General features: G+C 58.9%; 18 protein-coding genes. 11 read left to right on the top strand and 7 right to left on the bottom strand.

The features are described from left to right. Positions 1–58: 58 nt before the first annotated feature. Together GOW60_RS12660 and GOW60_RS12655 are read right to left on the bottom strand one after the other, a co-directional pair. Positions 59–865 (bottom strand): thioesterase family protein, encoded by an 807-nt coding sequence (locus GOW60_RS12660; protein WP_171229567.1) that lies wholly within the window; start codon positions 863–865, stop codon positions 59–61. Positions 866–872: 7 nt separating this feature from the next. After that, on the bottom strand, positions 873–1,100 hold the full coding sequence (locus tag GOW60_RS12655) for a hypothetical protein (RefSeq protein WP_171229566.1): 228 nt from the start codon (positions 1,098–1,100) through the stop codon (positions 873–875). Between the two features lie 130 nt (positions 1,101–1,230). Between GOW60_RS12655 and GOW60_RS12650 the strand changes: the two genes are divergently transcribed. Then, positions 1,231–2,166, top strand: coding sequence for a glyoxylate/hydroxypyruvate reductase A (locus GOW60_RS12650; RefSeq protein WP_152457197.1), 936 nt, complete (start codon positions 1,231–1,233; stop codon positions 2,164–2,166). Between the two features lie 15 nt (positions 2,167–2,181). Here the strand turns inward: GOW60_RS12650 and GOW60_RS12645 are convergent, their stop codons facing one another. Next, on the bottom strand, positions 2,182–2,538 hold the full coding sequence (locus GOW60_RS12645) for a hypothetical protein (RefSeq protein ID WP_171229565.1): 357 nt from the start codon (positions 2,536–2,538) through the stop codon (positions 2,182–2,184). 327 nt (positions 2,539–2,865) lie between these two features. On the opposite strand from GOW60_RS12645, the gene GOW60_RS12640 reads away from it, so the two are divergent. The 4 genes from GOW60_RS12640 to GOW60_RS12625 all read left to right on the top strand — a co-directional run bounded on the left by GOW60_RS12640 (position 2,866) and on the right by GOW60_RS12625 (position 10,276). Continuing rightward, entirely contained in the window at positions 2,866–3,189 is a 324-nt protein-coding gene (locus GOW60_RS12640; RefSeq protein WP_170344942.1) for a hypothetical protein, read from the top strand. 54 nt (positions 3,190–3,243) lie between these two features. Beyond that, positions 3,244–4,230 (top strand): type I glyceraldehyde-3-phosphate dehydrogenase, encoded by a 987-nt coding sequence (locus tag GOW60_RS12635; protein WP_171229564.1) that lies wholly within the window; start codon positions 3,244–3,246, stop codon positions 4,228–4,230. 152 nt (positions 4,231–4,382) lie between these two features. After that, positions 4,383–6,191 carry an autotransporter assembly complex family protein gene (locus GOW60_RS12630; RefSeq protein ID WP_171229563.1) on the top strand — a complete coding sequence of 603 codons (1,809 nt, stop codon included), beginning with the start codon at positions 4,383–4,385 and terminating at the stop codon, positions 6,189–6,191. After that, positions 6,188–10,276: a translocation/assembly module TamB domain-containing protein gene (locus tag GOW60_RS12625; RefSeq protein ID WP_254443945.1), complete on the top strand. Its 4,089-nt coding sequence runs from the start codon at positions 6,188–6,190 to the stop codon at positions 10,274–10,276. Before GOW60_RS12630 ends, GOW60_RS12625 begins: the two co-directional genes overlap by 4 nt. 272 nt (positions 10,277–10,548) lie before the next feature. Here the strand turns inward: GOW60_RS12625 and fdhF are convergent, their stop codons facing one another. The 3 genes from fdhF to GOW60_RS12610 all read right to left on the bottom strand — a co-directional run bounded on the left by fdhF (position 10,549) and on the right by GOW60_RS12610 (position 16,016). Then, positions 10,549–13,332: a formate dehydrogenase subunit alpha gene (gene fdhF, locus GOW60_RS12620; protein WP_171229562.1), complete on the bottom strand. Its 2,784-nt coding sequence runs from the start codon at positions 13,330–13,332 to the stop codon at positions 10,549–10,551. A gap of 13 nt (positions 13,333–13,345) precedes the next feature. Next, positions 13,346–15,049: an NAD(P)H-dependent oxidoreductase subunit E gene (locus GOW60_RS12615; RefSeq protein WP_171229561.1), complete on the bottom strand. Its 1,704-nt coding sequence runs from the start codon at positions 15,047–15,049 to the stop codon at positions 13,346–13,348. 85 nt (positions 15,050–15,134) lie between these two features. Further along, a complete protein-coding gene (locus GOW60_RS12610; RefSeq protein ID WP_152457190.1) occupies positions 15,135–16,016 on the bottom strand; it encodes a LysR family transcriptional regulator in 882 nt (293 codons plus the stop codon). 157 nt (positions 16,017–16,173) lie between these two features. Between GOW60_RS12610 and GOW60_RS12605 the strand changes: the two genes are divergently transcribed. Then, positions 16,174–16,530, top strand: a complete 357-nt coding sequence (locus GOW60_RS12605) for a nuclear transport factor 2 family protein (protein ID WP_171205608.1) — start codon at positions 16,174–16,176, stop codon at positions 16,528–16,530. Between the two features lie 22 nt (positions 16,531–16,552). On the opposite strand, the gene ychF is transcribed toward GOW60_RS12605, so the two are convergent. Beyond that, positions 16,553–17,650 carry a redox-regulated ATPase YchF gene (gene ychF / locus GOW60_RS12600; RefSeq protein ID WP_152457188.1) on the bottom strand — a complete coding sequence of 366 codons (1,098 nt, stop codon included), beginning with the start codon at positions 17,648–17,650 and terminating at the stop codon, positions 16,553–16,555. A 199-nt stretch (positions 17,651–17,849) separates the two neighbouring features. On the opposite strand from ychF, the gene GOW60_RS12595 reads away from it, so the two are divergent. The 5 genes from GOW60_RS12595 (at position 17,850) to pth (ending at position 22,247) form a co-directional block, all read left to right on the top strand. Beyond that, positions 17,850–18,338, top strand: a complete 489-nt coding sequence (locus GOW60_RS12595; protein WP_171229560.1) for an acyloxyacyl hydrolase — start codon at positions 17,850–17,852, stop codon at positions 18,336–18,338. A gap of 78 nt (positions 18,339–18,416) precedes the next feature. Continuing rightward, positions 18,417–19,208, top strand: coding sequence for a tryptophan synthase subunit alpha (gene trpA, locus GOW60_RS12590; RefSeq protein ID WP_171229559.1), 792 nt, complete (start codon positions 18,417–18,419; stop codon positions 19,206–19,208). A gap of 147 nt (positions 19,209–19,355) precedes the next feature. Further along, entirely contained in the window at positions 19,356–20,522 is a 1,167-nt protein-coding gene (locus tag GOW60_RS12585) for an alpha-hydroxy acid oxidase (RefSeq protein WP_171229558.1), read from the top strand. 249 nt (positions 20,523–20,771) lie between these two features. Next, entirely contained in the window at positions 20,772–21,425 is a 654-nt protein-coding gene (locus tag GOW60_RS12580; RefSeq protein ID WP_152457184.1) for a 50S ribosomal protein L25/general stress protein Ctc, read from the top strand. A 141-nt stretch (positions 21,426–21,566) separates the two neighbouring features. After that, positions 21,567–22,247 carry an aminoacyl-tRNA hydrolase gene (pth, locus tag GOW60_RS12575; protein WP_171229557.1) on the top strand — a complete coding sequence of 227 codons (681 nt, stop codon included), beginning with the start codon at positions 21,567–21,569 and terminating at the stop codon, positions 22,245–22,247. Positions 22,248–22,282: the final 35 nt, after the last annotated feature.

Here is a 22,282-nt window from a genome sequence, read left to right as displayed (position 1 = left end):
TCTCCCTCCGCGTGGCGGCAACGACATTTTCACTCCCGATGCGAAATCCGGCCCACCATCAGGTCGGCGGAAACAGAACCAGTGTTTGCAGCGCTGTGCCCACCGGACCTTGTGTATCAAAGAGGACGGACTGAGACATGCCAATGCCGGAAGGCTGCCAATGCGAAATCGATTTTGAGGCCAGCCAATCCGAAACCGGTTCACGGTGGATATGCACAGTCAGGTCCGTATTCATGAACCCCATTTCCGTGGTCGGCGCATTCCATGAGATACCGTTTCCGCAATCGGCCAACGGGCACAGGGCCTGTACGGGCGATTGATCCTCGCCTTGCAAAAGCTGCGGAGTACGCATCCAAATCGTTTTGGGTCCGGCCCCCTGTTTTCCCCCTGCGGGATAGCGAATATCGCTGTAATGGGCAAAGCCTGGCAGGTCGTGGCGAATTTCACCTATCGGAAAAGGGCCATCGACAACGTCCTCTATTCTCGGCGCATCCATCTCGACATTCGGCACCTGCCCCAGATCGCGCCGCAACAGGTGCATGGTTGTTGCCGTGGCGCACAACGTATCGTCGAGATCGTGCACCGTGACCCGCGTAGTCCCGAGTGTCTTTGTGTGGCGCGTGGTCTCTGCCGCAACGCGAAGCCCGGCCAGCGGGAGCGGCCTCAGCAAATCGACAGTCAGTCGGGTCAGCATCTTCTCCGGGCCGATTTCGGTTTCTGCGGCCCGAACGATCAAGCCGCTGACCGGCCCCGCGTGGCAATGTGCGGCAGACCAAGGCCCGCGCGCGGCATCGTTGCCAACAAACGCCCCGTCCTCGCGCTGATGAAAATAGGTCGTGTTGGTAAAGTCGAGCGCTTCGGCCATGTGATCCTCAGGTCTGTTCTTGCGCAAATCGTTTCAGTTTGTCTGAACCCAGGCGTTCAAACACTTTCCCCGTTCCTACTTTGGCGGCGAAAACGCAGGACAAGCCGGCCTTGCGATCAGTTTCGCCATCACCGCAAGGGAAACATGTGTCATCCATCCGAGTGACCTCGGCCCCGGTCATATCAGCAACGTCTTGCAGATGATCATGAATTTGCACGGCCAGGCTGAATGTCATGTTTTCGGAAATGTCCCTCTGAAGCACCGGGTCCGGGCTATACTTTTGCCGCAAGGATGGCTTAACTGCCCGGGCCCTGTCCACCGCAGTGACGGGACGTCACCACATCAAACATATGCAGGAGCCGCACATGGCGTTGTTGATCGAAACCGGGCTGTCCAACTGGATAAGTGATGACGAAATTGCCCGCAGTTTACAGGCCGTGTTACCGGATGCGGATATCCGCACCGCCGAAACGCTGGGCAATCCGGATGACATAACGATGCTGGCCGTGGTTGACATGCAACGTGACCACCCGACGCGACTGCCGAACCTGAAACTGGTTCAAAAGCTGGGCGCAGGGGTAGAGACCATTGTCAGCCATCCCGGTCTGCCCGGTCACGTTCGCATCGCCCGCCTGAAGCCTGACGCACCGGCACAGGGCATTGCCGAGTGGTTTCTGGCCTATATCCTGCGCGCTCAGCGACACATGGCGTTTCACGAAGCGGCCCAAACCCGCGCCGAGTGGTCCCCGCGCGCACCGGTTTTTACGCCGGACACCGTGGTCGGTGTTCTAGGTCTTGGCCACATCGGCGCCCGCACCGCGCGGATGCTGCACGCCGTGGGCTTTCAGGTGATGGGCTGGAGCCGTACGCCAAAAGCCATTGACGGCGTAACTTGCATCCATGGGCAGGACGCGTTGACCGGGCTTCTTGGCCAATGTGACCACGTTTGCGCAATCCTGCCTTCGACCCCTCAGACCGCTGGCCTGTTTGATGCCCGGATGCTGGCGGCGATGAAACCCGGTAGTCAGTTGCTGAACGCCGGGCGCGGAAATCTGATTGATGAGGACGCCCTCATCGCGGCACTGGACGCAGGTGTTCCGGGGCATGCCGTGTTGGACGTCACCTCGCGGGAACCTTTGCCACAAGACAGCCCGCTATGGCGCCACCCCGGCGTGACGATCACTCCACATGTTTCAGGCTGGCATCTGGGCGACGCCTTGTCGGATGTGGCTGAAAACTTCCGACGCCTCAGTTCCGGCGCGGCCTTGCTGCATGAAGTCAATCGTGATCAGGGCTACTGAATTCTGAGCTGATAATCAGGGCGTAAGGATCCAATTGCCGTTGCCGTCATTGCAGCGGCGGGTTCGGATTTCCCTGCTCTGATCACCGCCTTCCGGCTGAATCACATGCTGAAGACCAACGCAGTTTCCCTGTACCGATCGCACCCGGATTGTCCCTTTGGAACCCGTGTCGTCATTCTTCCATGACCGTTCCTGGCCCACGGAAGGCGTACCGCTGGTCAAAAGCGCGTTCGAGGCTGCGTTGACCACTTCGAAATCTGCCGGAGACAACCCCATCTCGGCTATGATTCGAGAAAGGGGCTTGGCCTCGACCACAGTGCTCATCAATAAAATGCCGCATGCGGCGATGGCGGTAAAAAATGGGGCATTCATGGCGGCCTCGCAGAGCTGAAATCATTTGTGGTCAAGGTTATACCCCTAACCCGGCAGGGCCAAGCCCCTGACGCGAACCTTCAAAAAAACCCCGGACAGACCTGTCTGCGAGACTTTTGTTCGCAAGCCCGCAACGCGGGCGATCCGGGGGGGTTCGGGCATTGGCGGCACAGGGACTGCAACCGACATTTGCCATTGCCCACAGCTCGCCGGCAACACCTTTCCGACGGGGTGGCGTCGCAAATTTCTGACCTTGGGGCTTCACAGGCGGGCCGGAATTTGCTGAAATCCAAGTAAATTCTGATTTTGAGCACTGGAGATTGTTCCATGAAACTACGCCCTGCCCTGCTGGCCGTCGCAGCACTCGCTTCATCCGCGGCCCTTTTTGCATCCCCCATCTCGGCCAAGGAAGAAACCAAATCCGTGTTCGTCATGAGCCGCACCTGGGCGGTGACACAGGTTTCCGACGCGCCGGTCGTTTATCGCGCCACGCGTGACAACAACAACCTCAACCCATTCGGTCCGCCACCGCGCCTGCGCACCGTTCAGGCAATTGCCGCGATTCAGCAGGCAACCGGGTGCAAGCCGATCGTGGCCAGCATGTATCAGAACATCTCGGGCCAGTTTTTCTCGCAGGTCAGCTGCAACTGACACAGCGTCAGATCAGGCATTGAGGTCGCCCGACCGGCCTGCCATAGCTTGCGCATGAAACTCGCAATAAACGGATTCGGCCGTATTGGCCGTACGATCCTGCGGCAGGTTCTGACCCTGCCGGAAGGGTCAGATATCGAGCTGGTGCTGATCAATGACATCGCGCCGCTGGACACCTGTGCATACCTGTTCAAATACGACAGCACGTTTGGCCCCTATCCCGGCGATGTGTCCGCAGGGGACGCCGCGCTGATCGTGGATGGGCACACGATTCCCATGACCCACAGCGATGATCTGTCCCGCGTTGATCTGTCGGGCGTTGACGTCATGCTGGATTGTACGGGTATCGCCCGCAGCTCGGACGTTGCACGTCGCGGTTTGTCTGCGGGCGCAGGCAAAGTGCTGATTTCAGGCCCCTCCCCAGCTGCTGATGTCACCATCGTTCTGGGTGCGAACGAAGACCAGTTGGGCAGCGCCCGGATTGTGTCAAACGCATCCTGCACCACCAATGGGCTAGTGCCACTGGTCAAGGTCATCGACGATATCGGCGGTGTTGCATCGGGGCACATGACCACCATCCACTGCTATACCAACAGCCAACCCATGGTCGACGCGCCGCGTGGCGACCTTGCCCGTTCTCGGGCTGGGGCGCTGTCGATGGTTCCAACCACATCGAGCGCGATGCACCTTATCGATGTCGTCCTTCCGCATCTGGCCGGGCGTATCTCGGGCGCGGCTGTCCGCGTTCCGACGGCAAGTGTGTCAGCCGTGGACCTTGTGGTCACATTGCAGCGCGGCATGAGCGCCGAGATCTTCGATCGAGCCCTGAAGCAGGCCGTTGCTGCATCCCCAGTGCTTGGCTGGACTGATTTGCCGCTGGTCTCGTCCGACCTGCGGTCCCGCCCTGAATCGCTGGTTGTTGCCGGGCCCGAGACCCGTATGGTGGGTGAAAACCAGGTCAGAGTCTTTGGTTGGTACGACAACGAATGGGGCTTCTCGGCGCGAATGCTGGACGTGGCCCGCCTTATGGCAGCCGAATAGCCGGGCGGCAACCTCAACACAATTTGGCCGAAAAAATTCTCGTCTCATGTATAATTCCTTTCCCCATCCGCTTTCAGATGCTCTAACCTGAATTCAAAGGGCCGTGCACGACACGGACAAGAGAACTGGAATTGGGACAGTTGGGGCAATTCATGCAAAGGAGCAAGCGGCAATGCCGTCTGGGGCGCTGGCTGATGGCCACAGTTGTGACTTTGGCCCCAACCACGCTGGCGGCGCTGGAAACCTCGCTTACGGCCCCCGGCGCATCGAAAGAACTGGTTGATCGCCTCAAGGAGACATCCTCGGTAACCACTGCTGAGGAACGCGGCCTCGACACCCCGCTTGAAATCCTCTCGGCAGCCTTGTCGGATTACCGTACGATCGTGCAAATCCTTTACGACGAAGGGTATTTCAGCCCGGTCGTCAGCATCAAGCTTGATGGACAGGAAGCGGCCGAGCTGAGCTCTCTCACGGTGCCTGCACAAATAAACCGTGCTGCGATTACCGTTGAAACCGGGCCAAGCTTCAAATTCGGCACCGCCACTGTCAAGCCCCTGGCCCCCGGAACCGAACTGCCCGAAAACTTTGCCCCCGGGAAACTGGCGACGACCGGTGCCATTCAACAGGCCTCCTCGGCCGGTGTTCAGGGTTGGAGGAACGCTGGTCACGCAAAAGCCGGAATTGCGGGTCAGACAATCATCGCGCGCCACGCCCAAGCCCGTCTGGATGCCCAGATCGACCTTGATCCCGGGCGCAGGCTGACATTTGGCAAGATGTTCATCAAGGGCAATTCAGATGTGCGCCACAGATCCATCGAAAAGATCGCCGGGTTCCCAAGTGGAGAGGTCTATTCCCCTGAGAAAATCCAGAAGGTGGGAACACGGTTGCGCCGGACCGGCACGTTCAACGTGGTCTCGTTGCAGGAACGAGAGACTCCAAACCCCGATGGCACACTGGATTTCGACGCCACGTTCGAAGACCTGCCCAAACGTCGGTTGACCTTTGGTGTCGAACTGGCCTCTCGCGATGGTGTTGATGTGACCGCGACGTGGACCCATCGCAATATGTTCAGGCGCGCAGAACGTCTGCGCTTCGAAGTGGCGGTTCGAAATATTGGCGGTGCAGAGGATATTGATGGCCGGATCGGGTTGCGTCTGGACCAACCTGACCGGCTTGGCCCGGATGACAACACCTTCTGGAGCGCCCTGCTGGAACGCCGCAACACGGAAAACTATAATGTAACGGTGGCTTCGCTGGCCTATGGTGCGCGCCGCACTTTTTCCGACAACTTATATGCCGAGGCATCCGCCGGGTTTCAGCTGTCAGACGCCGACGACGCATATGGCACTGGTCGCAAGTTCAGGTATTTCATCCTGCCCTTCCGGTCTGAATGGGACAAACGCGACAGCAAAGTCAGCGCCACACGCGGATTCTATCTGGACTCGCAAGTCATGCCCTTTGTCGGAATATCCGGTACGGATACCGGCCTCCGCCTTTTCTTTGATGGGCGGGCCTATACAAGCCTGGGGACAGGGGGGCGGATCGTTTTGGCCGGTCGCGCGCAGCTGGGATCCGTGATTGGCCCACCTGCCGATGGCGTCACGCCTGACTTTCTGTTCTTCTCGGGCGGTGCGGGAACCGTTCGCGGGCAACCCTATGAAAGCCTTGGCATTCCGGTCGGGACCGGCATCGCGGGCGGCAAGTCATTTATTGGCTTGTCCGGCGAGATCCGTGGCAAGGTTACTGACAGCCTGTCGTTGGTCGGGTTTTATGACTACGGTGTCGTCGATACATCTTCCTTTGTCGGCAGCGGCGCGCAAGAAGATCACTCGGGCGCCGGTATTGGCGTAAGATATGATCTGGGCGGGTTTGGCCCCTTGCGTCTTGATCTGGCCTATCCTGTCAGCGGTCCCACCGGGGACGGGCTACAGTTCTATATCGGGATAGGACAGGCGTTTTGAGACGGTACCTTCCATACCCTCTGCTGATTGGCGCGCTGGCAATCGTGCCTGTGGCCGGACATCCGCAGGAGGACGAAGGCGGCAGCATGATCGAGAGGTTCCTACAGGATACACTGTCGGGCGACGATCAGAACGTCACCGTCAAAGGCCTGCAAGGTGCACTGAGTTCACGTGCCACGATTGCCGAGATCACCGTTGCCGATGACGAAGGGGTCTGGCTGACCATAAAGGATGCCGAACTAGACTGGAACCGGCTGGCTTTGATCCGTGGGAGGTTCTCGGTCAATGCCCTGACAGCACAAGAGATCGACGTTGCCCGCGCGCCTGGCACCACCACCAAAGACACGCCGCCGCCAACCGCAGAGGCAAAAGGCTTCCAACTGCCTGAACTGCCTGTTGCCATCGAAATCGGTGAAATTCGCATCGACGAGCTGGCTTTGGGCGAGCCCCTGATCGGAGTGGCCGCAGAACTGGCGGTCAGTGGCAACCTGTCACTGGCCGACGGGACGCTGGACACCAACCTTGATATCATCCGGCTGGACCGGGCAGGTGATGAAATCAAGTTGACAGCCGGATTTCAGAATTCAAACAGCCAGATCGATCTTGACCTTCAGGTGACAGAGGCAGCGGGCGGCCTGATCTCGACCGCTCTTAAAATGCCGGATACCCCGCCTATCGCGCTGACAGCGAAAGGATCCGGACCCGTGACCGATTTTACGGCCGATATCGGTCTCAGCAGCGATGGTCAGCCTCGGGTGACGGGTCAGGTTCGGTTACGCTCGGCCCCGACTGCCGCGGCCAGCGCAGAAGAGGGCATTGCGTTTACTGCCGATCTCGGTGGTGATTTGACACCTTTTGTCGCCGAAGAAATGGATACGTTTTTCGGTGCCAAAACACAGCTCTATGTGGATGGGCGAACCCAACCTGAAGGTGCGCTGGAAATTGACGAGCTTGAGATCTCGTCACAAGCACTGAACCTGAAAGGCCAGTTACAGTTGGCGGCAGGTGGGCGATTGCAACTCGCGGCCCTGCAAGGACGCATAACGCCACCGGAGGGTGAAAGGGTAACTCTTCCAGCCTCGGGCGGTGACACGTCCGTTGGAGCAGCACAGATTTCGGCGCTGTACGACGAAAAAAACGGCAATCATTGGGACCTGAGCCTGACTGCGAACGCCGTGCAGGCCGAGCAGGTTGATTTGGAGCGCGCGCAAATTACTGCTCACGGGACCCTGGAACAGGGCGCAGTGCTAAAAATCAATGGCAACCTGCAGGCCGCGTTGGACGGTATTAGTCTGGCGGACAAGGCCCTGAATGCAGCAATTGGCGACCTCGTCACTCTGGATGGCACTTTCGAATATGGCAGTGACCAATCCCTGAACCTGACCGGTCTCGAACTGGTTGGTGCGGATTACGAATTGGGCGTCGACGCATTGGTCAGCGGCCTGTCCACCGGTCTGGCCGTCGACGGCACCGCCACTTTGGAAGCCACGGATCTGTCCCGGTTTTCGGAACTGGCCCACCTGGAGCTGGGAGGCCAGGTCTCGGCCCGTCTAAACGGTCAAGGCTCACCGCTGGAAGGCAGTTTCGACGGCAAACTGGAGGTCGAAGGAACAGACCTCTCGACCGGGCGTGATGACATCGATCCGGTGATCAAGGGCAATACAACAATAACGCTCGACGCCAGGCGCGGCGCAGATGGCGTAACCATCCGAGATTTCACCCTGATCGGTGATACCTTGCGCGCCCAGGCCGACGGCACGGTAACGACCCCTGATGGCAACGTGACGATCGATGGTCAGGCGACGGTCAATTCCCGAGACCTGTCCGTGTTTTCCGGCCTTGCCGACCGCGAGCTTGGGGGTGCGGTGCAAGCAAAGCTGAACGGAAAGGGAACCGTTCAGACGCTGGAGTTTGACGGAACGGCCAGCGTATCGGGCCGGGATATCAAAACCGGTCTAACCGAGATCGACCCGCTTTTGGTCGGTCGCAACGAGATCACGTTCGACGGTGCGCTGAGCCAAGAACAGATTGTTATCCGCGACGCATCGGTGAACGGTTCAGCCCTGACCGCCAAGGCCTCTGTTACCATAGACGACCCAAGGAAAGACCTTGCGATTGACGGGCAGGTCAATCTGAACATCCCGGACCTGTCACCGTTTTCCAGCCTTGCAAAACGCGATCTGGCAGGGGCGATCCGAGCGGATTTTGCCGGCAAGGGCGCAGTCGGCAGCAAAGCGTTCGACGTAAAAGGCAATTTGGCGGCGGACGACATCAAAACCGGGATCGACGCCGTTGACGACCTGATTCAGGGGCGAACGAACCTGACCGTAGACGCGATGAACAACGATGAAGGCCTGGATATCCGCACGTTCCAACTGATTGGAACGGCCCTTTCGGCGAATGCATCGGGCAAGCTGAACCGAGACGCCGGCGGTTTGGACTTTTCCGCCAAACTGGATGACCTTGCCCGACTGTCGCAAACCTTGTCCGGACCGCTGAACCTGAGCGGGAACGTCGCTCCGACCGGCTCTGGACTGGAAGGCACTGCTCGCCTGGACGGGCCTGACAGCTCTTACGCCAGCCTTCAAGGAACGGTCGGCCAGAATGGCTCGGCTGATGTGGATTTTGACGCCAAACTGAACCGGATCGAGCGGTTCGTTCCCGAATTTCCCGGCACTGTGGCAGCAAAGGGAACGGCCAAACGCGATAACGGTGTCTGGACGATTGACGCCAAGGCGCAAGGGCCTGCCGACATAGACACCACGTTGGCCGGCACTTTTGATGAAACCAGCAGTCAGGCGGATGTGAAGGCACAGGGCGGCATCAACCTTGGGATCGCGAATGTCTTCATCACACCCAACAAGATCGACGGGTCGGCGCGCTTCGATCTGGCACTCAAAGGTGCTCCGGCGCTGGCGTCGCTGAGCGGTTCGGTCACCACTTCGGGCACATCCCTTGCAATTCCGGGTGCTGGTCAGACCATTACCGGGATCAGTGGTCAGGTGGATCTGGCGCAAAGTCGCGCAAACATTACACTGAATGGCGGAGTTCGGGCGGGCGGAAACTTTACCGTCAACGGGCCTGTTGACCTGACCCCTCCGTTCAACGCCCAGATTACCACCACCCTGAACAACTTAGTGCTGACAGACCGGTTGCTGTATGAAACCACCCTGAACGGTCAGATTGCCATGACCGGGGCGTTGGCCGGAAACAGTTCGCTGGCCGGTCAGATCACGTTTGACGAAACCAACATCAACCTTGCCGCCGCGTCCGGCGCGGTAGGCGCGGCACCTATCCCGGACATCCAGCACATCAACGAAAGTCGCGCCGGTTTCGTCACGCGAGAGCGGGCCGGATTGGTCGTGACCGAAGGATCGGAGAAAAGCGCATCCCGTATTGCGCTGGATATAAGCCTGCTTGCACCCAAGGCGGTTTTCGTCAGAGGGCGTGGTGTGAACGCAGAACTGGGCGGTCGAATTTTCATCGGCGGCACCACTGCCTCTGTCGTTCCGTCCGGTCAGATCGAACTGATCCGAGGGAATTTCGACATTCTGGGCCGCAGATTGGCACTGACCAAGGGGATCGTCACGTTGCAGGGCGACCTGACCCCTTATATCGAGTTCGAGTCTTCAGCCAGTACGTCTGACGGCACCGCGACGATCGAAATTGCCGGCCCGCTGGATTCACCTGAGGTCAATGTGTTTTCCGACCCCGAACGTCCGGCTGAAGAAGCACTGGCAATGTTGCTGTTCGGGAACCGGTTTTCAGAAATCTCGCCTTTCCTGATCGCGCAAATGGCAGCATCACTGGCGCAGCTTAGCGGTGCGGGAGGGGATGCAACCAAAGGTCTCCGCGACTCCACCGGAGTCGACACGGTCGACATAGGAGCTTCGGAAAGCGGCGCGGGCCGTTTGGGTGCGGGCGCGTACCTGGGTGAAAACCTCTATACGGATTTCACCGTGAACACCGAAGGTGACACCGAAGTGAACCTGAACCTTGATGTCACGGACAATTTCACGGTGCGCGGTACGGTCGATGGCCGAGGAGAGACGGGCGTGGGTGTGTTCTTCGAGCGTGACTACTGACCAACTGTCACAAAAGAAACCGAGTTGAGCCATCCGTTCATGTCGCCCGAGCAGGTGACGGGTGTTCAAATTGCTTTGTCGACGCCAGATTCCGATTTCTTTGGTGGTCGCGATGCAATCGCCAGCGCGGGAAATTGCGTGGTGCCGCGACCAAATGAAAACCCAGCGAATTGCCGGGGCAAGTCAGATGGGGCAATCGTTTGAACGACAGCGCGGCAAAGAAAAAAGCGGCCCCCTTCCAGAGGCCGCCTTTGTTCAGTCTGGCCGCGATCTTATTCCGCTGCCATCGCATCCTCGATCTTTTCGACACGAATGGCCGAGAATTTGAACTCGGGTATCTTGCCGTAGGGGTCGATGGCCGAGTTCGTCAGGATGTTCGCCGCCGCTTCGACATAGGCAAACGGGATGAACACCATGTCTTCGGCAATGGCCCGGTCGGCGCGCACCATGATTTCAATCGAACCACGACGCGTGGTCAGGCGGATCATTTCGCCCGGATCAATCCCCATCAGCTTCAGCGTGCGCGGGTTCATCGAGCAATTGGCCTCTGGCTCGACCGCGTCAAGAACCTTTGCCCGGCGGGTCATTGAACCGGTATGCCAATGTTCCAGCTGACGGCCGGTGGTGGCAATCATCGGGTATTCATCATCGGGCGCCTCATCAGGCGGGATGACATTGGCCGGAGTGAACCTTGCTTTGCCACCCGCGCGGGGGAAACCATCGCCGAACACAATAGACTGGCCGGGATCGGTTTCGCTGAGCGACGGATAGGTGATCGTCTCGTTTTCCAGCCGTTCCCACGTGATATTGTCAAGCGACTCCATGGTCAGTTTCATCTCGGCAAAGACCTCGGACACATCGGAGTAGTCCCAGTTCAGCCCGATGCGCTGCGCCAGTTCGACCGTGATCTTCCAATCCTCGCGCGCCTCACCCGGAGGCGCCACGGCCGGACGGACACGTTGCACCTGACGGTTGGTGTTCGAAACCGTGCCGTTCTTTTCATACAGCGCCGAGGCCGGCAGAATGATGTCGGCATAGTTCGCGGTTTCGGTCAGGAAGATGTCCTGCACGATCATCAGGTCCAGCTTGGCCAGGGCCTCACGTGCGTGGCCAACATCCGGGTCGGACATAGCCGGGTTTTCGCCCTGAATGTACATGCCCTTGATGTTGCCCGCATAGGCTTGGTCAATGATCTCGGTGACGGTCAGACCCTTCTCGTTCGAGAAATCATCCGATTTCCAGATATTGGTGAACTGCGCGCGAATGCCGTCATCCGTCACCGTCTTGTAGTCCGGCAGGAACATCGGGATCAAGCCGGCGTCTGATGCGCCCTGCACGTTGTTCTGGCCCCGCAGAGGGTGCAGACCCGCGCCGGGTTTGCCGACATTCCCGGTCATCAATGCAAGCGAGATCAGGCAGCGCGAATTGTCGGTGCCGTGGATATGCTGGCTGACGCCCATGCCCCAAAAGATCAGACCAGCCTTGGCTTGCGCAAAGGTGCGCGCAACGCGACGCAGCTGATCCGGTTCGATGCCGCAGATCGGCGCCATCTTCTCGGGGGTGAACTGGCGCAGATGCTCTTTCTCGGCCTCCCAGTTCTCGGTCCAGCGGTGGATGTACTGGCTGTCATACAGTTCTTCCTCGACGATCACGTTCATGATCGCGTTCAGCATCGAGACATCGGCACCGGGCCGGAATTGCAGCATTTCGTCCGCAAATTTGCGCATGCCGACACCGCGCGGGTCCATCACGATCAGCTTGCCGCCGCGCTTGGCGAACTGCTTGAAATAGGTAGCTGCGACGGGGTGGTTCTCGATCGGGTTGGCGCCGATGATGATCGCCACATCGGCATTCTCGATCTCGTTGAAGGTCGCCGTCACCGCGCCCGAGCCCACGTTCTCGATCAGAGCGGCCACAGACGACGCATGGCACAGACGGGTGCAGTGGTCGACATTGTTGTGTTTGAAACCCTGACGGATGAACTTCTGGAACAGATAGGCCTCTTCGTTGGTGCATTTGGCCGAGCCAAAGCCCGCAACGCTGCGCGGGTCTTGGTCGCGCAGGGCCATCAGTCTCGTGGCCGCCAGATCCATCGCTTCTTCCCAGGTCGCTTCGCGGAAATGGGTCGACAGGTTGCCGGGATCAACGTTCAGACCTTTTGCCGGTGCATTCTCGCGCCGGATCAGCGGTTTGGTCAGGCGATGCGGGTGGTGGATATAGTCGAACCCGAACCGGCCCTTGACGCACAGACGGCCTTCGTTGGCGGGGCCGTTGATGCCCTCGACATATTTGACCTTGCCGTCCTTGACCTTGAGGCTGACCTTGCAGCCCACCCCGCAGAAGGGGCAGACGCTTTCGGTTTCGGAATCGTAATCCTTGCTGTCGCCGTGCTGCTGGTCGTCCAGCACGGTGGCGGGCATCAGAGCGCCGGTCGGGCAGGCCTGAACGCATTCACCGCAGGCCACGCAGGTCGACTCGCCCATTGGGTCGTTCTGGTCGAACACCACCTGCGCGGTATGCCCGCGCCCGGCCATGCCGATCACGTCATTCACCTGCACGTCGCGGCAGGCGCGGACGCAGAGGTTGCAGTTGATGCAGGCATCCAGATTGACCCGCATCGCTACATGGCTGTCATCCAGCAGCGGAATCTTCTCGGGCTCTTTCGCCGGGAAACGGCTGTCGCTGACATCGTTCAGCTTGGCCATGTCCCAGAAATGGCTCGAGGCATCGTGCGGCTTCTCGGGCTGGTCGGCCACCAACAGTTCCATGACCATGGCGCGCGATTTCTCGGCGCGGTCGGTGTCGGTTTTCACCACCATCCCGTCAGCCGCCGGACGGATGCACGAGGCGACCAGCGTACGCTCGCCCTCGACCTCGACCATGCAGGCGCGGCAGTTGCCATCGGGTTTGTAGCCCGGCGCCGGTTTGTGACACAGATGCGGGATCACCAGTCCACGGCCATTGGCCGCTTCCCAGATGGTGGTGCCTTCGGGCACGGTGACGTCATCGCCGTTCAGGTTGAAGGTGACGGTCTTGGTTGGGCTTGCGTCAAGCATGGCTCTGTCTCCCTCAGATTTCGTCAGCGAAATGTTTCATGACCAGACGGATCGGGTTTGGGGCCGCCTGCCCCAGACCGCAGATCGAGGCATCTCCCATGACCTGACACAGATCTTCCAACAGTTCGGTATCCCATTTGTCGGCCTGCATCAGCTTGACCGCCTTTTCGCAACCCGCACGGCAGGGGGTGCATTGGCCACAGCTTTCGTCCTCGAAGAACCGCAGCATGTTCAGCGCCGCATCGCGGGCCGTGTCCTGATCGGACAGAACTACAACCGCAGCAGACCCGATGAAGGTGCCCAGCGGCTGTAGTGTGTCAAAGTCGAGCGGGACGTCGTCGATGCTGGAGGGGAGAAGACCTGACGACGGCCCGCCCGGTTGATACGCCTTGAACACATGACCTTCGGCCATGCCTCCGGCTGCATCAATCACGTCAAGAATGGTCGACCCTGCCGGCAGCAGGTAGACGCCGGGTTTCGCCACCCGGCCCGAGACCGAATAGCTGCGCAGCCCCTTGCGGCCATTCTTTTCAACTGAATTGAGGATCTCCGGACCTTCCCGGCAGATTTTGCACACCCAGTAGAGCGTTTCCACGTTGTGCACCAGCGTCGGGCGGCCGAAAACGCCCACCTGCGCCACGAAGGGCGGGCGGTGGCGGGGCAGGCCCTTCTTGCCCTCGATCGATTCGATCATCGCGGATTCTTCGCCGCAGATGTAAGCGCCCGCGCCGCGGCGCAGGTCGATATAACCTTTTGCGACGATCCCGGCCTGTTCCAGCGCCGCGATCTCGCGCCGCAGGATTTCCAGAACGGCCGGATATTCGTCGCGCATGTAGATGAAGCAGGTCTCTGCCTGAACCGCCCATGCGGCAATCAGCATGCCTTCGAGGAAAACATGCGGCGTGCGTTCCAGGTAGTAGCGATCCTTGAAGGTGCCCGGCTCGCCCTCGTCCCCGTTCACGGCCAGGTAACGCGGGCCGTCGTTCATGCGGACAAAGCCCCATTTCTTGCCCGACAGGAAACCTGCGCCGCCCAAACCGCGCAGGCCCGAGGCCAGAACCTGTTCCTGAACCGCTTCCCAGTCGCCGCCCTCGCGCAGCTCTTTCAGCTTGGCGTAACCGCCGTTCTCGACATAGGTCGCGAAGGTCTCATAGTCGGGCAGATGGGCATGAGTGTCGCCCGCAGCAATCGAAGCCTGCACCTTTTCAGGGGTCGCGTGGTCAATATGGTTGTGCCCGATTTCCAGCACCGGTGCCGTGTCACAGCGCCCCATGCAGGGCGCGCGCAAAACGCGCACTTCGGACGGGTCGAGCCCATCCTCCAGCGCTTTTTGCAACTGCTGCGCACCAGCCATTTCGCAGGACAGGGAATCACAGACGCGAATGGTCAGCGCGGGGGGCGGCGTTTCACCTTCTTTCACCACGTCGAAATGGGCATAGAAGGTCGCGGTCTCGTAAATCTCGGCCTGGCCGATCCGCATCTCGACGGCCAGCGCGGCGATATGGTCGGCGCTGATATAGCCGTGTGTGTCCTGAATCAGGTGCAGATACTCGATCAGCAGGTCGCGGCGGCGTGGGCGGTCGCCCAGCAGGCGCGCAATTTCGGCCTGCGCTTCATCCGTAAACTGTCGGCCCTTGGGCGTGTGCCGCCCCTTGCCTTTACCTGACTTCCAGACGCCCTTGGGTGCGCCTGATGGCTTGGTGTCTAATGGTGCCATGATGCCCTCCGATTCAGGCCCCGTGTCTCATCAGGCTAGCATATCGTCAAATCGCTTTTTGCAATCGCACGATAACGACATCTTATCACCGTAAAGACGTCACCACAGCGCGCAGTGCCTGCACCGTTGGCAGTTCAGGATCTCGGCTCAGGGTGGCCAGACAAATGGGTTTGCTGACAATCGGATCGACCAGCGGCAGCACCTTTGTCCCCTGCAACTCGCCCAGGGCCCGAATAAGCACACGTGGCACAACCGTGGCAGCCAGCCCCTCGCGTGCCATCACCATCGACGCGGTAAATCCGCTGGTTTCGGCGACCACGTCCGGGTGCAGCCCCTGTTCGGCAAAGATACGATCCAGAATACGCCGGTTTTGCATCTGCGGCTCGAGCAGGCTCAGCGGAAATTCAGCCACGCGCGCCCAAGGCAAGGGGCCGGTTTCGTCCGTCATGTGTGACGGAACCAACAGAACATAGGTTTCCTCGTACAAAGGTTGCACCTGTCGCAGATCAGTCCCGATGCTGTCGCCATATGTTATCCCGGCGTCCAGACTTCCTTCGTCCAGCCGGTGTTGAATGGCGGTGGCAGACATGGTTTCGATGCGGGTAACGATGCGAGGATGGGCTTGCCGAAAGCGTTTGGTAAGACGCCCAGTAAAGGCGATGGCCGTCGGTATCACGCCAAGGATCAGCGTGCCGGTGATCTCGCCCCTGGTGGCCAGCACCTGCTGTTCCAGTGCTTTGGTGTCATCGAGAATACGCCGCGCCCGTTGGACGATCATCTCGCCCTCTTCGGTCAGGCCCTGAAACCGGTTGGCGCGGCGGACGATGGACACGCCCAGCCGATCCTCGAGGTTGCGGATGCGCATGGAAAAGGCGGGCTGCGAAATCCCACACTCTTCGGCGGCCTTGGCGAAATGGCGGTGCCGCGCCAACGCGCTGAGCAGTTGCAGGTCGCGGATTTCGATCATGATTCAAATTTCCAACATCAGGCCAAAGACCACTCTAACTGCATTACCGCACAGAGAAAGCACCGTCTTTCAGCGCGGGCGCGTCGGAAACTGGTGCTTTGTCGTATAAGATTGCCCACCATTAATGGGGGCTGGGAACAAGAAGGCGAGGTACCGCATGACCGCTGTAGACGTATTTCAAAAACTGTTTGACGCGTATGTTGGATGCTACCGATCCCGAAACGCAGCTGGGTGCGCATCGTTTTTCGCCAAAGACGCAGAGCTATACTCACCTTTTGGTCCCGCAGCCAAAGGACGAACGGCCATTGAAACAATACACGCGGAATGGCTGGAGGAAGGTGGCGAGGACAAAGTCATCGAAGTCGTTCAGGCTGGCATAGACGGCCAAATCGGCTGGTGCCTTGCGACTTTCCGCGAAGGAACGACAGATGACGGCACATCTCTCAACGTTTTGTACAGACAGCCGGACGGCGGGTGGCTGATTCGACAATGCAGCTTGAACGAAACGCCCTGATGTCGGCACAGGGCAAATGGCGTCAGGTGTTGAACAGGAAATGCATCACGTCGCCATCCTTGACGATATAGCTTTTCCCCTCGGCCCGCATCTTGCCTGCCTCTTTCGCCCCCTGCTCGCCGTTGCAGGCGATGAAGTCGTCATAGGCGATGGTCTCGGCGCGGATGAATCCCTTTTCGAAATCACCATGAATGACACCAGCCGCCTGCGGTGCAGCGGTGCCGGTGCGGATGGTCCAGGCGCGGGCCTCTTTCGGGCCGACCGTAAAATAGGTTTCCAGTTTCAGCAGGTCGTACCCGGCACGGATCAGACGGTCGAGGCCGGGCTCTTCCAGACCCATTTCCTCAAGGAACATCTGTGCCTCGTCCGCTTCAAGCAGGCTGATCTCTTCTTCGATCTTGGCGCTGATGATGACGTGAGAGTTGCCTTGGGCGGCAGCCATCTCGGCGACTTTCGCCGAGTATTCGTTACCTTCAGCGGCTTCTTCCTCAGACACGTTGCAAACATAAAGAACCGGCTTGGTGGTCAGCAGCTGCAACATCTTCCAGGCCTTGGCGTCCTCGTCCGAAACCTCGACCAGTCGTGCAGGTTTGCCGCTTTCCAGCATCTTTTGCGCTTCGGCAAGCAGGCGGTCCTGCTGTTGGGCCTCTTTGTCATTGCCTTTCAGCTTGCGCACCAGGTTGGCACGGCGCTTTTCGATGCTTTCCAGATCGGCCAGCATCAGCTCGGTCTCGATGGTCTCGGCGTCGGCCACTGGATCGATGCGGCCTTCTACATGGGTCACGTCGCCATCTTCGAAACAGCGCAGGACATGGGCGATGGCATCGACCTCGCGAATATTTGCCAGAAACTGGTTCCCCAGACCCTCGCCTTTCGAGGCCCCCTTCACCAGACCGGCGATATCCACGAATGTCATGCGCGTCGGGATGATCTGTTTTGACGACGCGATTGCCGCCAACTTGTCGAGCCGCTCATCCGGCACGGCCACATCGCCGACATTGGGCTCAATCGTGCAGAACGGGAAGTTCGCGGCTTGCGCGGCAGCGGTTTTGGTCAACGCATTGAACAGGGTCGACTTGCCCACATTCGGCAGACCCACGATTCCCATCTTAAAGCCCATAACGGCCTCCTGCATAGAATACGAACGCAGCTTCTATGCAGGTCCGCATCAATGCGCAAGTGATTGCCGGGGCTACTTTGTTTGAGTCCCTTCGGCCACATCACGAAATTGTTCTCAAATCGTGTTCTTGTCGGTCCTGAAAAACGAACGGTAGGATGAACAATTAACATAGCGCGAACAATTTAAATGGCAGAATATTATGGAAAAACTACTTCTTGCAGCTGTACTGACGGTCTCTACATTTGCTACGGCCCAAGCTCAGACGGTTGTTTTTGGTGCCGGGTATTCAGATTTTTCCGAGGCGACGTCCGAAGATCAGGCACTGATCGCTCTCGAATACCATCACACTCCTTTTCACCAGGCAACTCGGTTCAGTGCTGGCTGGGGTGCTGCGTTTTCTGTGGACGAAGACGGGGATACGCATATCGGTGCGGGGCTGGTCGGACTGTATTCTCTGGGTGAGCGCTGGTTCGTCGAAGGCAGTGTTATGCCGGGTTATTTCAATGCCAGCAACGACCAGAACGACCTGGGCGGAGACTTTCAGATCCGCAGCCTTTTGGGTCTTGGATACAATCTGAACAACGGCAACAAAATGTCAGTTGCAATCACGCACAAATCGAACGCCAGCACCAATGATGAGAACCCCGGTGTAAACGCGGTTCTGCTGCGGTATCATCTGGGCTTCTGACCTATTCCTGCGCTGGCGGGATTGATTTTCGGTCAAAGTTTCTGCACACGGGTCCAAACCCGATTGCAAGGACATCCGATGACCCGTATCGACGCCAAGTTTGCCGCCCTGAAAGCCGAAGGAAAGAAGGCTTTTGTTGCCTATGTGATGGCAGGGGACCCGGACTATGACACCTCGCTCGACGTGGTCAAAGGCCTGCCCGGCGCGGGTGTGGACATCATCGAACTTGGTTTGCCCTTCACTGATCCGATGGCGGATGGCCCCACCATTCAGGCGGCCGGCCAACGCGCGCTGGATGGCGGTATGACGTTGCAGCGCACATTGGATCTGGCGCGCGCGTTCAGGGAAACAGATGACACAACGCCAATTGTCCTGATGGGGTACTACAACCCGATTTACAGCCGGGGTGTCGAGGCCTTTCTGGCCGATGCCAAAGACGCCGGGATTGACGGGCTGATCGTTGTCGACCTGCCGCCCGAAGAAGACGAAGAGCTTTGCCTGCCTGCGCAGGCGGCCGGGCTGAACTTCATTCGTCTTGCAACACCTACCACGGATGACCAGCGCCTGCCGCGCGTTCTGCAAAACACCTCGGGTTTCGTGTATTACGTGTCAATCACTGGCATCACCGGCGCGGCCGAGGCGCAGGCAACGGATGTGGCCCCCGAGGTTGCCCGCATCAAGGCCGCGACCGAGCTGCCGGTGATCGTGGGCTTTGGCATCAATACGCCCGAGAAATCCCGCAATATCGCGTCCGTGGCAGATGGTGCCGTAGTCGGATCGGCGATCGTCAGCCAGATCGGTGCAGGCAAACCGGTCGACGAAGTTCTGGATTTTGTAAAGTCCCTGTCGGATGGCGCTCATAGCGCCTGATCCGGCAGATAAAACAACACGCTCGAAAGCCTGCCAAAGACTGTTCTGGGGCAGGCTTTTTTGACTGCCCGACGCCGGGCCAGATCATTGCAGGCGTTGACATGCATTGGTAAGGAAAACGAACCAGTAAGTTCGGAGGTCTGAGTCATGCCTGTGATAACCAATATTGAAGACCTCAGGCGCATTTACGAGCGTCGCGTGCCGCGGATGTTCTACGACTACGCTGAAAGCGGCAGCTGGACGGAACAAACATTCCGCGAAAACAGTTCCGATTTTGAAAAGATTCGCCTGCGTCAGCGGGTTGCCGTTGATATGTCCGGGCGTTCGACGGCCTCGGAAATGATCGGCCAGAAGGTGTCGATGCCGGTCGCGCTGGCCCCGGTCGGGTTGACGGGGATGCAGCATGCGGACGGAGAGATGAAGGCCGCCAAAGCCGCCGAGGACTTTGGTGTTCCCTTTACGCTTTCCACAATGTCGATCAACTCGATCGAAGACGTGGCCGAGCACACCGACAAGCCGTTTTGGTTTCAGCTCTACACGATGAAGGACGCTGACTATGTCAGCCGCCTGATCCAGCGGGCCAAGGACGCCAGGTGTTCGGCGCTGGTGATTACATTGGATCTGCAAATTCTGGGCCAACGGCACAAAGACCTGAAAAACGGCCTGTCCGCACCACCCAAGCTGACCGCAAAGACCATCGCGAACCTGATGACCAAATGGGCCTGGGGCATTGAAATGCTGCGGGCCAAGCGGCGCGAGTTCGGCAATATAGTGGGACATGTGCAAGGTATCTCGGACGCGTCTTCACTGGGGGCCTGGACCGCTGAACAGTTCGACCCCACCCTCGACTGGAGCAAAGTCGAAAAACTGATGGAACAGTGGGGCGGAAAGGTGATCCTGAAAGGGATACTCGACGCGGAAGATGCCAAAATGGCTGCCAAGCTGGGAGCGGATGCCATTGTCGTGTCGAACCATGGCGGGCGTCAGCTGGATGGTGCGCTCAGCTCGATCCGGGTATTGCCCGAAATCATGGACGCTGTCGGCAATGATGTCGAAGTGCATCTGGACAGTGGTATCCGCTCGGGTCAGGACGTGCTCAAGGCATTGGCGCTGGGGGCCAGGGGGACGTATATCGGCCGCGCATTTGTTTATGGGCTGGGCGCCATGGGTCAGAAAGGCGTCACCACCGCGCTGGAAGTGATTCAGAAGGAACTTGATACAACAATGGCGCTGTGCGGTGAAAAAACCGTCGGCGCGCTGGGGGCGCACAATCTTCTGGTACCAGAAGATTTTGGTGGTCGTTGGCAAGGCTGAGCCCGCGGGAGATTTGGGGCTCTGCCCCCGCCGCCCGTTCCGGGCGTCTCCCCCGGGATACTTGTGGCCAGATGAAGCCGCGGACTCTTCACTGATCTGGCGAAGACCACTTCGGAGCGCGCGGCTGAACCCCACAAAACGGCAAGCTGTGAATTACCCCTTTCCAAACCGGATGAATCGAGATAAGGACGCGGCTTCACGCGGGTATACAGCCTTGGAGGATACCCGCCCTAACATTGGAGAATTATCATGGCTGGAGAGATTCCTGATCTCGTAGCTCTGGAACGGACGGGGACAGGCAAGGGCGCCGCTCGCAAAACTCGCCGCGAAGGCATGGTTCCGGGCGTAGTGTTTGGCGGCGACAAAGATCCGCTGCCGATTCAGATTCCGTTCAACGAACTGTTCAAGCGCCTGAAGGCCGGTCGCTTCAAGTCGACCCTGTGGAACCTGAAGGTCGAAGGCCATGAAGACGTTCGCGTCATCTGCCGCGATGTTCAGCGTGATGTCGTCAAAGACCTGCCGACCCACCTGGACCTGATGCGCCTGCGCCGGACTACCAAGATCGCACTGTATATTCCGGTTGAATTCATCAACGAAGATGAAGCCCCCGGCATCAAGAAGGGCGGCGTGCTGACCGTTGTCCGCCCGGAAGTCGAGCTGTTGTGCACCGCAGGTGACATTCCTGAGAAGATCACCGTTGATGTGGCCGGAATGAACATCAACGACGTTGTCACCATTTCGTCGGTTGAACTGCCCAAAGGCACCAAGCCGACCATCGACCGCGACTTCGTGATCGCAAACGTCTCGGCACCGACCGGTCTGTCGACAAGCGACGACGAAGAAGGTGAAGAAGCAGAAGTTGCAGTCGACGAAGTCGAAGTCGTCGGCAAAGAAGAAGAATAAATCCGGATCAAACGTCTGGATTTTGAAACGGGGTTCTGACGAGCCCCGTTTTTTTATGGTCAAGACGCGCGGCGCCGGCTGGATTTCCATGGCAATTCCGGGCATCACATGGCCTCGAGGCTACAAAGGCGGAGCATGGTCATGAAACTCTTTGTCGGATTGGGAAACCCGGGGCAGAAATACGCCCGGAACCGGCACAATATCGGGTTCATGGCTGTGGAGCGGATTGCGGAAGATCATGGGTTTGGCCCATGGAAATCCAAGTTTCAGGGCGAAATCTCGGAAGGGCGGTTAGGGTCTGAAAAAGTCCTTTTGCTGAAACCGCAGACCTTCATGAACCGGTCCGGTCAATCCGTGGGTGAAGCGATGCGTTTCTACAAGCTCGAGTCCACGGATGTTGTCGTGTTCCATGACGAGTTGGACCTCGCCCCGGGCAAAGTGCGGGTAAAGGCGGGCGGCGGACACGCTGGGCATAATGGTCTGCGTTCGATCCACGACCATATAGGCGCAGCCTATGACCGTGTCCGGCTTGGGATCGGACATCCGGGCCGCAAGGAAATGGTTTCGGCTTATGTCCTGAGCGACTTTGCGAAATCCGAGAGTGAATGGCTGGACGACGTTCTTCGGGGTGTTTCGGATGGCGCGCCCCATCTGGCGCGGGATGATGGTGGAAAATTCATGAACGCGGTGGCCCTGCGCACTGCTCCGCCCCGGTCGTCCAAGACGGCCGCTCCGAAAGCTGAAACCGCATCTAAGGCACCTCCGAAGCCACCGGCCGACGAACGGTCGGCCATGCAGAAACTGTTGGACAAGTTCAAATAGCGCCCCGCCCTCTTTCCGTTACGTCGGCGTTGCGA

Source organism: Ruegeria sp. HKCCA4008 (genome assembly GCF_013033125.1).
In the GTDB taxonomy this organism is placed as follows: Bacteria; Pseudomonadota; Alphaproteobacteria; order Rhodobacterales; family Rhodobacteraceae; genus Ruegeria.
The sequence above is the reverse complement of the archived record's forward strand: the minus strand, read 5'-3'. Positions and strand labels throughout refer to the sequence as shown.